Origin of the sequence: Paenibacillus sp. FSL W8-0194, from assembly GCF_037969745.1 — a bacterium.
Classification (GTDB): domain Bacteria; phylum Bacillota; class Bacilli; order Paenibacillales; family Paenibacillaceae; genus Paenibacillus_AQ; species Paenibacillus_AQ cookii.
Map to the genome: position 1 here is coordinate 2,006,438 of NZ_CP150205.1, position 13,603 is coordinate 2,020,040.

A 13,603-nucleotide genomic window follows, 5' to 3' on the forward strand; every position below is an offset into this window, starting at 1 on the left:
TGCACTAACCTTGATGTATACTCATTCTTATAATGAGAATTGAGAGATTTAAGGGGGATCAACGATGAAGGTCAAGAGAAGCTTGATTCTTTTGATATCGCTGTGCTTCGCCGCTTCATTCGTGTTGACGGCCTGCGAGAACGGAAGCTCGCCCGCGAATGAAAACGCATCCAACGGCAAGGGGGCCAAAACCGAAAAAAAGGCCGAACCCTTCGATCTGACGCTCCGTCACACCCAGGTCGGCAAAGACAAAGAGAAACGGTTTGCCATCCTGAACGACGTGGTCAAAAAGGTGGAGGCCGAAGTCGATGGGCTGACCTTCAGGCTGGACGGCGTCGATTCCGACGTGAACCGCAAGGAAAAACTTCGCGGCGAGATGGCGGCAGGCAATCCTCCCGATATTTTCGACCTGTTCGGCAGCCCCGATTCCGCCATGTACGCCAAACAGGGGAAGCTGCTGGATCTGACGCCCATCATTGAAGAATTGGGCATCAAGGACAAATTTTCTTCGCTGGACGCCTTTACGTACGAGGGAAGGGTTTACGGCCTGCCCATCGGCGGATCGGGCGAAGGTTTTTATTACAACAAGGCCTATTTCCAAAAAAAGGGCTGGAAACCGCCGGCCACGTTCGCGGAGCTGGAACGCATGCTGGCCGAGATCAAACGGGACGGCAAAACCCCGATCGCTGCCGCGTCCAAAGCCGGCTGGATTCCGCTGATGATCACCAATCATCTATGGTCCCGTTACGCCGGCCCGGACATCACCCAGAAGTTTGCCACCGGAGAAGCCAAGTGGACCGACCCGAACGTCGTGAAGGCATTCGCCAAGCATAAGGAATGGAAGGACAAAGGTTACTTTACCGAAGGCGAGCTTGGTTTGGAGTATCCCGAATATACGGCCCAGTTTACGAGCGGCCAAGCGATTCTGATGTACGACGGCACCTGGAAATCGTCCGTGTTCAAGCAGGGGGAATCGGGGGCCGCGATGTTCGGGAAGGTGGGATTTTTTAATATGCCTCCGGTGGAGGGCGGCGTCGGGGACCAAACCGCGCTGATGCTGAATTTCAACAACGGTTACGGCTTTTCGGCCGCCGTTGCCAAGGATCCCCGCAAAATCGCCGCCGTGAAGTCCTTCATTAAAAACATGTTCAACGAAGACATGCAAATCCGCGGGCTCGTCGAAGACGGCGTGCTGCCGGCGATGAAGCTGGATGCGGCCGTGCTGGCTTCAAGCATCAACGACAATCTGATGAAGGAGATCGTTGAGGTGATCGAAAAAGCGGATACGAAGTTCCCTGCCTTCGATGCCCTCGTTCAAGCCGACGTCACCTCGGAAATCAGCAACGTGCAAATCCAGAAGCTGATCAGCGGCCAAACGACGCCGGAGAAAATGGCCGAAGCGCTGCAAAAGGTGCAGGATGACGCCAATCAGGCGGCGGAATCCGCCAGATAAAGGACCGTTTTTACGGTTTGCCGGCACCGGCGTTGTGAGCGGCATGCCCATGCCGCAGCGATCATGTTACAGACTGCCGATTTTTGCAAAATCCGGCTTGCATATCCTTTGCCCGAAGCATGGAGGAATGCTTTTTCGCTGAAAAACAGTCGTTTCAGTGCCCGCCTACAACCGGATTTTGCAAAATCTTGAGAAATGGAAGAGTGTCCATGAATTTGCGCAACAAGTTGTTTACGGCATTTATCGTGTTGATCATCGTGCCCGTATGTATACTGGGCGTCGTCACGTATATCGTGTCGTCGCATTCGATCGAGGAAAAATACAGCCGCCAAACCGAATATTCTCTCAAATCGATCAGCTACAGCATCGGCACGGTGCTGCGGCAGATGGACAACGTGACGGACAACGGCATCGCCACCTCCGTTTTCCATATGGCGCTGGCCGCCAAAGACCCGTCCAAACAGGATTTGAACGAGGAGCAGCTCAGCCTGAACAACAGCCAGCGGAATTTCCGCAACCTGCTGTATAACCATCCCGCGATCAGCTACGCTTTTCTGTACAATTTGCACGGCGCCGTCGTATCCGTGTTCACCAAGGAAAACTTCAAGACCATGCCTTTCGAGGATTTCAAAAAGCAGCCCTTGTACCGGGAAGTGATGGAACTGAACGGGGTGCCCAAATGGATCGCGCCGCACGAGTATCCGGAATTGACCGGAACCGAACCCGTTTTTACGCAGATTCGCCTCGTCAAAGAGCTGAGTTATTTCAAAAACATCGGCATTCTGGTCGTGCAAATCAAAAACTGGGACATCGAGTCGATCTTCCGCAACTTGTCTCCTACGCAAAACATGCAGTCCACCCAGTTCCTGCTCGTCAACGACGACGGCCTGATTTTGTACGACCCGAACAAAACGCTGGAAGGAAAGCCGATCTCCTCCGTCATGAAAAAAACGGTCCGGTTCGGCTCCGGGTACCAGAGCTTCAAAACGGATTTCGACGATGAAAAAAGCATCGTTTCGATCTACCATATGGAGGAGTATTCCTGGAACGTGGTCGCGGTGACGTCCTGGGCGTCGCTTTCCAAGGAAACGCTCGTGTTTGCCCAGTGGTTCATCGGAATTACGCTGCTTTGCCTTCTGGCAGCCATCACGTTCAACATGGTGTTCATGAGAAGGATTACCGGCTCCATCGGGGTGATCGTCCGTTTCATGAGAAAAGTCGAAGGCGGCGATTTCAACGTTCAGGTCGAGGACCGGGGCAAGGATGAGCTGCATATTTTGGCAAAAGGCTTCAATGATCTGGTCGGCCAAATCAACAGCCTGTTCAAGCAGATCAAAACCGAGCAAAAGCAGAAAACGCAGGCCGAGCTGCGCGTGCTGCAGGCCCAGATCAAGCCGCATTTCCTGTTTAACACGCTGGAGTCGATCAACGTGCTGGCGATCCAGAACGAAGGCGTCAAGGTCAGCGAAATGGTGCACAGGCTGGGCAATATTTTGCGGATCAGCATTCAGGATAAGGAGGAAATTCCTCTCGACCAGGAAATCGAGCATTTGCGGAGTTATTTGGAAATCCAGAAGTTCCGGTTCGACGACCTGTTCGATTACGAGCTGGACATTCCGCCGGAACTCAGCCGGCGCAGCGTGCTTAAGCTCACCCTTCAGCCCCTCGTGGAAAACTGCATCCAGCACGGCTTCGAGGGCATTGCCTATAAAGGCCATATCCATGTTTCCTGCTGGACGGACCGGGGCCGCTTCATTTTGCAGGTACAGGACAACGGCATCGGCATGAGCCCGGAGCAGCTTCGGAAATTCGTTTACATGAAGAACGACAAGGAAGAGGAATCCGGCCGCAACGGCGATCAGGATCGGCATATCAATGAAGAGCGGAGGGGGCTGGGCGTAAGGAGCGTGGCCGACCGGATCCGGATTCATTACGGGGAGTACTACGGATTGTTCATTTGTTCCTCGCTTTTGACGGGAACGATCATTCAGTGCGTTTTGCCTGATGCCGAATGGAGGGAAAGAGATGATCCTTAACGTCATGCTTGTCGATGACGAGGCGCCGATCCTCAACAATTTGAAAAGCATCATTCCATGGAAGGAAATGAACATGCAGGTGCTGGCCGCCCGCAGCGGCAAAGAAGCTTTGGAGCTGTTCGACATCCACAACCCGGACATTATTTTATGCGACATCCGCATGCCGGTCATGGACGGATTGACCCTGATCGGGGAACTCCGGGAGAGGGGCTCCAAAGCGGAGATCATTTTGCTTACGGGTTACCAGGAGTTCGAATACGCCAGGGCCGGGATCAAATACAAGGTCCGCGACTACATCTGCAAGCCGATCCATTACAAAGAGCTGGAAAACACCATCCGGGCCGTCGGGGAGCAAATCGTTCAGCAGCGGTTGAAGGACCCTTTCCAGCAGACGGTATCCCGCATCGAGGAGACGGAAGGGCAGCAGAGCGCGAGGAAAAACCCGCAGCAGCTCATGGCCGAAGCCGTGGCGTACATTGCAAGCAAGCTGGATACGGATTTGGGGATCGAAGAGCTTGCCGGGCATTTGGGAATCAGCTGCAGTTATTTCAGCCTCCTGTTCAAAAACCATCTGGGCATGACCTTTGTGGAATACGTTACCGGAAAACGCATCGAGGCCGCGAAATATTTGCTGCTCCACAGCGACAAAAGCATCACGCAGATCGGCGCCGGCATCGGCTACCATGAGCGGCGGTATTTTACGAAAGTGTTTCAGCGGCATACCGGCATGACGCCGTCGGAATTCCGCGATCAGGCCAGAAGTATCCCCATGGGCTGATTTCCGTTATGATAGAAATGTTGGAAAAGCAAGGATAGCATTAAAGCGTTTGGTTGGAACTTATTTTTACGTTAATAAAAGGGAGTGCAGAGAAAAATGGATCTATCTACAATGACGCTGGAGCAAAAAATCGGCCAAATGTTCATCTGCGGATTTCACTCATTGGTACCGGACGACCAGATCAAGAAGCTGATTCAGGAGCATCATTTGGGGGGAGTCATCTATTTTCGCCGGAATATCGGCGACCCCGAGCAGGTAGCGAACCTCTCGGCTTCGCTGCAAAAGCTTTCCGCGGATCAAGGGAACCTGCCCTTGTGGATCGCCATCGACCAGGAAGGCGGCATGGTGGCGCGGATCGACCATAAGAGAGTGAGCCGGATTCCCGGCAACATGGCGCTGGGAGCCACGGGCAATCCCGATTACAGCTATGGGGTATCGCGGGTCAGCGCCGAGGAACTGCTTCAGCTTGGCATCAACATGAACTTTGCCCCATGCCTCGACGTCAACAACAATGCCCGCAATCCGGTCATCGGCGTCCGGTCCTTCGGGGAAGATCCGGAGCGGGTCGCCGAACACGGGGTGGCCGTCATCAAGGCGTTTCAGGAGAAGGGGCTGTCCGCAGCCGCCAAGCATTTTCCGGGGCACGGGGACACCAACGTCGACAGCCATATGGGACTGGCAACGGTTGAGCATGATTTGGACCGTTTGCAGCAGGTTGAGCTGAAGCCGTTCATCGAAGCAATCCGCGCCGGGGTCGACGTGATCATGACCGCCCACGTCATTTTCCCGGCCATCGAACCGGAGCGGATCCCGGCCACGTTGTCCAGATCGGTGCTGACCGGACTGCTGCGCGAGGATTTGGCCTACGACGGCATTATCGTGACCGATTGCCTGGAAATGCATGCGATCGCCAAATTTTTCGGCATCGGGGAAGGAGCGGTCAATGCGATCGAGGCCGGAGCGGACGTCGTGCTCGTCAGCCATACGCTGAACGATCAGATCGAAGCGATCGAAGCCGTCAAACATGCCGTGCGGACGGGAAGAATCAGCGAAAAAACGATCGACGCCGCCGTGACGCGCATTTTGGCGCTCAAAAACAAACGGCTGGCCGGCCTGAAAACTTCGGATGCGCCTGCACCGGCGGCATTTGTCGAGAGACACGAAAAACCCGAAGTGGACCGTCTTTTAAAAGAAATTTCCCTGAAGAGCGTAACGCTCGTCAAAGATCGCGGGCAGCTGCCGCTTCAAGCCGAAGCGCCGGTATTGGTCATTTGGCCCGAATTGCGGTCCGAGACGCAGGTCGACGAGCCATGGACGGAGTTCGTCAGCCTTGGGGACGCATTATCCAGCCATCTGGAGCAAGTTCAGGAAATCGTCGTCAGCGCCGAGCCGGATGAGCAGGAGATCGAACGGGCCCTTTCCGCCGCGGCGGGCTTCAGCCAGGTGGTTCTGGTGACGTATACGGCGGGAAGCACGCTGCCCGAAGGGCAACGCCTGCTGGCCGAGAAGCTGATGGAGCAGAAACATGACAAGCTGGTGGCCGTTTCCACCCGGAATCCGTATGATCTGAACGAAATTCCGTCCATACCGGCTTATCTGTGCTGCTACGAAAACACGCCTTATTTCATGGAAGCGCTGGCGTCCGTGTTGGCGGGAAAAAGCAAAGCCGAAGGCAAACTTCCGGTCAGCCTGGATTTGCAGGGCGCTCACTAAAGCAGCTGACAATACTTTAGCAGTCATGGACATGATTCGAGGACGGAGGGTTCCTTCATTGCGGGAATCTTCCGTTTCGTTTTTTGGGAACCCTGCATCTTGTATTGTTTTTAACAAGGTGAGCAGGATATTTTTGCCGGAAATTGGCCATAAAACGAGGTTTGTCCTATTTGAAAGTTAAGCCGTTAAACATTTTTCTTATTTTGCTTGAAAACGGTTAGAAACTTTTTAACGGAAACTGCGTCTAATACTATGTCTGTTTGAGGGCGAGATAGAAAAATGGGAGTGTAAAGGAGTCTCTGTACATGAATTTCAAGAAACTGACAATGATTGCTGTGTTAGCTGCGGCGCAAACGGCGCTTGTCGTTCCGGCCGCCGGCGCGGAAGGAGCGGGCACAGGTTCAATCGAAACGGTTCAAAACTTCACCATGAATGCAGCCAGCGGCGCTGACGGCACGTCTGGCGTCCAGCAGGACGGCGGCCAAGCAGCAGGAATGGCAAGCAATTCCTTCAGCGGGGATCAGAAAAACGAAGTTGCAGGAAAAGATCAAGCAGTAACGGAAGGAACAACAAACCAGGCAACAACAAATCAAGGAACGACAAACCAGGGTACAACAAACCAAGGTACAACAAACCAAGGTACAACAAACCAAGGGGCAACCGGCCAGAGCACGCCGGGCACGACGAACGGAACTCCGGCGGATAACTCCGGCAAAACGGAAGATTCCCAAACAGGCAATGTTCAACCAGGGGATGCCCAAACCGATCCGGCGTCGCAGAACGGAAGCAAGGATGCTTCGGATCCGACCGAAGAGCAGGGTGACGATAAATCGACCGGTGACGTGAACGGCCAAACCGGAACCGTAACGGATCAAGGCAAATCCGGGGGAACTCCGGTAACGTTCTCCGATCCGCTGCAAGCAGGTCCCGACCAGCTGATTCTGATGATGAACAGCAACAAAATGTACCAGAACGGAAAGCTGTATCTTGCAGGCCAACCGATGGCCGTCAAAAACGGGGTTTCCTACGTGGCCATCCGGGCTATGGTAGAGCGTGCAGGACTTAAGCTTACATACGACAACAAAACAAAAGAAACGATTATCATGAAAGACGGGAAGGAACTCCGCTTCAAAACGAACAGCAACGTGTATCGCGTTGACGGCGTTTCTACGAAAATGAAAGGCCCGGCTTATCAGCAAAAAAACGTGTTTATGGTTCCGTTGACCTCCATTACTCAAGCGCTGAACATTCCATATACGGTCGATCAGCCGAATAAGAGAGTCATTTTGACGTTGTCCTCGAAGCCGGTTGCCGCGTTTACCGTATCGCCTAAAGATATTTTCGCGGGAGAAACGACGGTGACGTACACGACCCAAACGAAAGTTGCGGACGGACGGGAAATCGTGGATGAGCGTTGGGAAGGCAAGGAGGACGTATTCAAGGAGCCGGGTCAACACACGATTACGCACTACGTGCAAGACTCGAGCGGACAATGGAGCGAACCTTACACGGTTACCGTCAACGTCCTGAAGCCGAACGAACCGCCGGTCGCCAACTTTACGACCGATAAAGAAGAATACAAGATGGGCGAAAAAGTAACGATCACCGATCTGAGCACCGATGACGAGGATGCGATCGTAAGCCGCGAGTGGCTGAACGGCCGCAAGGCGTTTTTTACGCCGGGTCCGGTGACCATCCGCTTGATCGTGACCGACAAACACGGCGCGACCAGTGAATTCCAGAAAACGATCAACATTACGAACGAAACGCTGTACACCGAAGATCAGTTCAACAAGCTGTTTACGGACGTAGGGGACAAATTTGCGTTTGACGGCTCCCAAGTTCCGTCATGGAAAAACCTGCAGTATCAGATTTCCTCGGAAGCGTCGACCCTGATCCGCAGCAACAGTCCGGAAACCGTATATCAGGAAGGAATCCTGTATCGCGAAACCGGCCTTGGCGCTACCCGTTTCATGATTCACCACGTCAATTCAACCGGTAAAAACATGAAGTTGTACGTGATCGCGACCAACACCTATACGGATTCGCCTGCGCAATTGACGTTTGAGAACTTTGGCATGGGCGGTCCTAACCCGTATCCGACGTTGACCGGCAAGGTTTCGACGGAGCGTTATTTCCAAACGATGCAAAACCAATCGGCCCGTCAGGTCGTCAGCCTGGCGCCGGGCGAAAGCAAGGTCATCATGCCGGATATCAGCAAAATCAAAATGAAGCAAGGGGATACCATTTCCGTGCTTTCCGATGCATTCAGCGATCTTCCGATCCAGTACACGTTCATCATGATCGACGAAAACAAGGATCCGCTGAAAACATTGCCGTTTCTGACGAACCTGGAGCGGGACGTTCATAACCGCGGTACCTATCCGGACTCCACCCGTTTGATCCGGTATGACGACGTTGTCGGCGATACTCCGTCCCGTCTGGTGCTCGGGGATGACAATCAGGATCCAAACCTGAGAGGTCTGGATGGCATCTATGGAACGGAAGCCTCGAACGCGGGCAACTTCGGCGTCTTGTATAAAATCACGTTAAGCCGGGTAGCTCCGCATACGTTGATCACGCTGAACCCGCGCGGAGGTTTGTACACGGGCGTGGTGCTGGTGAACGGCCAGCCTGTACAGGTTGCCAAAAACGTGTCCGTCAATGCGCCGCATGAAGCCAGCGTATTGTACCGCACGGGTAACGGCGAAGAAAACGTGGAAATTTGGTATACCGCTGCCTCGGGCAGCAACCTGCCGATCAACCTGCTGTTTACGCCGCTGCCTGAAGTCAAAACGCCTTAAGGCGTATAGCTGGTCAATTCAACGAAATCCGATCATATAAGATGAAACCGAAAACTGCCTTTATATCCGATGATATAGAGGCAGTTTTTGTAATCAAGGGGATCGGGTATCCCCTAACCTAAGCAGGATCGATTTAAGCGTTGTTATGGATCAGAGGAACGGGGGGATACGTATGAAACGGTTGATCGTCATGTCCGGCGTTTTGGCCATTGCCTTTTTGTTAACGGCGGCGGCCGTACGTGCCGACGAACACGGCTCAGGGAACCGGAAAATCCCGGGAGAAGAAGTTGCATCCGTTAAGCTGGTGGGCGGAAAATCCGGGGACGAACTGCGGGGAACGATATGGACGAAGGATGACCCGATCATCGCTCGATTGACGGGGTGGCTTCAAGCTGCCGAACCTGTTCCGGGGCAAACGGAATATGGGCGGCACGGTTACCCGATGGCTGCCGAGCTTACGACCGAACATCATCAAAAGATGACGGTTGAGCCGGCGTATGATTGCGTTTCGGTTACGAATCCGGACGGCAGCGGCATGAAGACCTGCACGCCGGCGGAAAACGAAATCGTCGTCAGCCGTGGCCAAGAAAAACAAAGGGTCATTTCCCCGGAAATGTACGAATGGCTGCTTGCCGGATATCAAACGAACATCGCGCCGCCGAATAGAGAAAACACGCAAGGTCCATTTTTGCGAACTTCACAAAAAAGCCTTCCCGTCTCCAAACGGGAAGGCTTTCATGCATTTTAAAGAGGTTGCTTTTTATAAGAAATCGTAGCCGGATCATTCAAGGCGGAAAGCGATTTAGCCTTAAGAGCTCCGGCTTCGCCACAGCAGATAAATGAAAAACGGAGCGCCCACCGCCGAAGTGAAAACGCCGACCGGAATGTCGAGCGGGGGGACAAGGTTCCGGGCCAGCAAATCGGCGAGAACGACGATCAAGGCCCCGCATAAGGCGCTTGCCGGAAGCAGCGAGCCGTAGGAAGATCCGATCAGCTTCCGGGCGATATGCGGCGACAGCAGCGCAACAAAGCCGATGGCCCCGCCGACGGAAATGCCTGCCCCCGCCAAACCAACCGCAATAAAGATGAGCATCGTCCGGTCTTTTTCGACGCTGCTCCCCGCTCCGGCCGCAAGATCGTCGCCAAGCTGGAGCATGTTGATGCGGCGGGATAACGCAAGGCTTAACAGGCCCAACACGATAAACCACGGCAGCAGCATGTTGACGTGCTTCCAGGAGCTGCCGTATACGCTGCCCAGCAGCCAGTTAAAAGCTTTTTGTGCGACGTCAGTCGGGCCGGTCACCAGAAGCATGGTCGACAGCGACGAAGCGACGGCCCCGATTCCGACCCCGACAAGCACCAGCATCAAAGGGTTGACTCCTTTTTTCCACGACAGGAAATAAATGAGCAGGGTCGTCAAGGTCGCTCCGATGAAGGCCGCCGGAGGCAGCCAAAAGATGCTTGCCGAAGGAACCAGAGTGATGATGGCCGTCGCCGCAAGCGAAGCCCCGCTGGTTACCCCCATGACGTCCGGGGAAGCGAGCGGATTGCGAATCAAACCCTGCGTGATCGCGCCCGACATGGCCAAGCATGCTCCGACCATAGCTCCGACCAATACCCGCGGCAGGCGCAGCTTCTGCACGACCACGACGTCCAAAGCATTGCCTTGTCCGAAAATGCCCTGCACGACGGCCCAAGGGTTTACGTATTTCGTGCCAAAGCCGATGCTTACGATGACGGCAAGCAACAGCAAAACGGCGAGGCTGGTCAAGACGGTTATTTGTTTTCGGCTGGTCAGAAAGGAAATCCGGCTGCCCTTCATCCGAATGGCGATCGGTTCTTTGGATTTATCGGAACGGCTCATTTTTTTAACAGCCCCTTTCTGGCAGCGTGAATAAAGAAAGGAACGCCGATGATGGCAGTCATGACGCCGATCGGAATTTCCCGAGGCATGGCGATGAAACGTGCCGCGATGTCGGCGAGCAGCAACAAGATGCCGCCCATCGCCGCGCTGTACGGAATCAGCCAGCGGATGTCCTTGCCGACGACGGTTCGCGCGATGTGGGGGATGACGAGACCGAGAAAACCGATCGGGCCGGCCACGGCAACGGAGCTTCCTGCCAGGACAACGATCAGCACGCCCATCGTAAGCTTGAGCAGCGCGGTTTTTTGCCCAAGGCTTTTGGCGACGTCGTCGCCCAGCATCAGCGTGTTGACCGACGAGCTGATCAGGAAGGAAACCACCCATGCAGCAAGCATATACGGAAGCAGGCGAAGCAATATATCCAGGCTTCTGCCTTCGACCGATCCGGACATCCAGAAGAGGACCTCTTCCATCGCGCGCCCGCTAATGATGAGCATGCCGTTGGTCATGGAACTGCAAAACGCGGTGATGGCCGCGCCGGCCAGCGTAATTTTCAGCGGCGTGAGCCCTTGCCGCCCGGCGGAGCCGAGCACGAAAACGAACAGGCAGCTGACGCCCGCGCCCATGAAGGCGATCCAAGTAAAAGAAGTGAGCGAGCTGACCCCAAAAAGCACGAAAGAAGCGACCACAAACAGGGAAGCTCCCGCATTGATGCCGAAAATGCCCGAGTCGGCCAGCGGGTTTTTGGTCAAGGATTGCAGCAGCACCCCGCAAATGCCGAGGCTGCCTCCGACGAACGCCGCGATCAACGCCCTGGGCACCCGGACTTCGCGCACGATCAGATGCTCCGTGCTTCCGTTGTAGGACGTGAATGCCTCCAATACTTGACGCCAAGCCGTGGCATGGACGCCGAACAGGATGCTTGCCGCTACGCAGAGCAGCAGGAGGACGATCCCAGCGACCAATCCGATCCATTTATATGTAGTTTTTTGCAGCCAAACCGTCTGCAAGGCTGATCCCTCATTCCTATCAGGCAAATAAACAACATCTAAAAGTGTAAGGGGAGGGATGAAACTTGTCAATGAATATCATTCTCAATTGAGGCAGGCCATGAAAGGGGATTCGCATACGGAAGTCCGATGTTTTCTCTTCGTTGTTGACAAGCCGAAGCGTTATCGATTAGGATAAGATTCGATACTGATAATCATTATCAGAGAATTTGAAGGGGAGACATAGATTATATGAAAAAGTGGAACGGAATCATACTTATGCTTCTGGCAGCGGTACTCGTCTTGTCCGCCTGCGGCAGCGGCAGCGGAAATACCGCGGGCACGGGAAGCGAAAGCGGAAATAAAGAGGCGGAGCAAAGCACGGACAATGCGAAACGCACCGTCGAGACGATCATGGGCAAGGTCGAAGTGCCGGCTCACCCGCAGCGTGTCGTGGTTTTGACCAACGAAGGCACCGAAGCCCTTTTGTCGCTTGGCATCAAACCCGTCGGAGCCGTTAAATCCTGGACCGGGGATCCATGGTATCCGCATATCAAGGATCAGATGCAGGGCGTAGAAAACCTGGGCGAAGAAGGCCAGCCGAACGTGGAGGCCATCGCGGCATTGAAGCCGGACCTCATTCTGGGCACGAAAATGCGCCAGGAAAAAATCTATGACCAGCTGTCCGCGATCGCGCCGACCGTCTTCTCCGAGACGCTGCGCGGCGAGTGGAAGGAAAACTTCAAGCTGTGGGCGGATGCCGTCAATATGAAGGACAAAGGCGACGAAGTCCTGGCCGCATACGACAAGCACGTGGCCGACCTGAAGGCGGAACTCGGCGACAAGCTGAAGACGAAAGTCTCCATGGTCCGTTTTATGCCGGGCAAAGCCCGTATTTATTACAGCGAAACGTTCTCGGGACTCATCCTGAATGAGCTTGGGTTCGCCCGTCCGAAAGCCCAAGAAAAACAAGGTTTCGCCGACGACGTAGGCAAAGAGCGCATTCCGGAAATGGACGGCGACATTCTGTTCTATTTCACGTATGAAACCGGCGACGGCAAAGGAAGCGAAATGGAAAAAGAATGGACCAACGATAACCTGTGGAAAAACCTCGATGTCGTGAAAAAGGGCAATGCCCATAAAGTCGACGACGTCATCTGGAACACGGCAGGCGGCGTTCTCGCGGCTAACCTGATGCTGGATCAGCTGAAAACTTATTTCGTAAAATAAAGAAAAAAACATTCAGAAAGTCGACACAAAGAGGCTTTCCCGAAGAGCAAGCCGCAGCTTGCCGCGGGGGAGCTTCTTTTTTTGTTGCGGGACGGATCCTGCTTCAAACGTTCGGCTTTGGCAGCGGAAGCGGGTGCTTCGATTGACTGTCATGCCGTTTTGAGGCATTATTAAAAGTATTAACATGCCGCAAAATTCGATCGATTTTGAGGAACGCGGCAAAAGCGAAGACAATGCTTTTTGCGTTGATCTCGACGGGAGGATGAGCGTAATGCTTTCGACGGACCAGATCATTAACGCCATGTCGGAACAGGGACTGCGCATTACCGACCAGCGGAAGACGCTCGCCGGCTTGTTTGGCGAACATGCGGGGTATTTGTCGGCCAAGGACGTTTATGAGTATATGTGCAAAAAATATAGCGGTTTAAGCTTTGATACGGTATACCGGAACCTCAGGGTCATGCAGGAGCTTGGCGTCCTGGAGCAGGTCGTTTTTGAAGACGGCATCAAATTCAAGGCCAGCTGCAGCGAGGATCACCATCATCACCACATGATCTGCCTGCAGTGCCAGCGGACGTATCCGATCCATTTCTGCCCCGTGCAATTTACGGATGCTCCCGAACAATTTCAAGTCGTGACGCATAAATTCGAAGTGTTCGGATATTGTAAGGACTGCCAGCAAGCCGTGCCGGACGAGGCGGGTTCCGGTGCCTCCAAAACCGCCGGAGGGCGATAA

General features: G+C 54.1%; 10 protein-coding genes. 8 read left to right on the top strand and 2 right to left on the bottom strand.

Translation table 11 applies throughout. From position 1 onward, the window contains the following. Positions 1–64: 64 nt before the first annotated feature. From MKY58_RS08760 to MKY58_RS08785, 6 genes are all read left to right on the top strand, one after another. On the top strand, positions 65–1,453 hold the full coding sequence (locus tag MKY58_RS08760; protein WP_339324228.1) for an extracellular solute-binding protein: 1,389 nt from the start codon (positions 65–67) through the stop codon (positions 1,451–1,453). Positions 1,454–1,662: 209 nt separating this feature from the next. Beyond that, positions 1,663–3,489, top strand: a complete 1,827-nt coding sequence (locus MKY58_RS08765; RefSeq protein ID WP_339324229.1) for a sensor histidine kinase — start codon at positions 1,663–1,665, stop codon at positions 3,487–3,489. Then, a complete protein-coding gene (locus MKY58_RS08770; RefSeq protein ID WP_306433211.1) occupies positions 3,479–4,267 on the top strand; it encodes a response regulator in 789 nt (262 codons plus the stop codon). Before MKY58_RS08765 ends, MKY58_RS08770 begins: the two co-directional genes overlap by 11 nt. A 96-nt stretch (positions 4,268–4,363) precedes the next feature. After that, on the top strand, positions 4,364–5,980 hold the full coding sequence (nagZ, locus tag MKY58_RS08775; protein WP_339324230.1) for a beta-N-acetylhexosaminidase: 1,617 nt from the start codon (positions 4,364–4,366) through the stop codon (positions 5,978–5,980). Between the two features lie 305 nt (positions 5,981–6,285). Further along, positions 6,286–8,784 carry a stalk domain-containing protein gene (locus MKY58_RS08780; protein ID WP_339324231.1) on the top strand — a complete coding sequence of 833 codons (2,499 nt, stop codon included), beginning with the start codon at positions 6,286–6,288 and terminating at the stop codon, positions 8,782–8,784. Positions 8,785–8,956: 172 nt separating this feature from the next. Continuing rightward, positions 8,957–9,532, top strand: coding sequence for a hypothetical protein (locus MKY58_RS08785; protein WP_339324232.1), 576 nt, complete (start codon positions 8,957–8,959; stop codon positions 9,530–9,532). Positions 9,533–9,592: 60 nt separating this feature from the next. On the opposite strand, the gene MKY58_RS08790 is transcribed toward MKY58_RS08785, so the two are convergent. Both MKY58_RS08790 and MKY58_RS08795 read right to left on the bottom strand, forming a co-directional pair. After that, positions 9,593–10,648, bottom strand: coding sequence for an iron ABC transporter permease (locus tag MKY58_RS08790; RefSeq protein ID WP_339324233.1), 1,056 nt, complete (start codon positions 10,646–10,648; stop codon positions 9,593–9,595). Then, complete coding sequence (locus MKY58_RS08795) at positions 10,645–11,643, bottom strand: iron ABC transporter permease (RefSeq protein WP_339325089.1); 999 nt, start codon at positions 11,641–11,643, stop codon at positions 10,645–10,647. The genes MKY58_RS08790 and MKY58_RS08795 overlap by 4 nt, the downstream gene beginning before the upstream one ends. A 237-nt stretch (positions 11,644–11,880) precedes the next feature. On the opposite strand from MKY58_RS08795, the gene MKY58_RS08800 reads away from it, so the two are divergent. Both MKY58_RS08800 and MKY58_RS08805 read left to right on the top strand, forming a co-directional pair. Further along, positions 11,881–12,867 carry an iron-siderophore ABC transporter substrate-binding protein gene (locus tag MKY58_RS08800; RefSeq protein ID WP_339325090.1) on the top strand — a complete coding sequence of 329 codons (987 nt, stop codon included), beginning with the start codon at positions 11,881–11,883 and terminating at the stop codon, positions 12,865–12,867. A 271-nt stretch (positions 12,868–13,138) separates the two neighbouring features. Continuing rightward, positions 13,139–13,603: a Fur family transcriptional regulator gene (locus tag MKY58_RS08805; RefSeq protein WP_339325091.1), complete on the top strand. Its 465-nt coding sequence runs from the start codon at positions 13,139–13,141 to the stop codon at positions 13,601–13,603.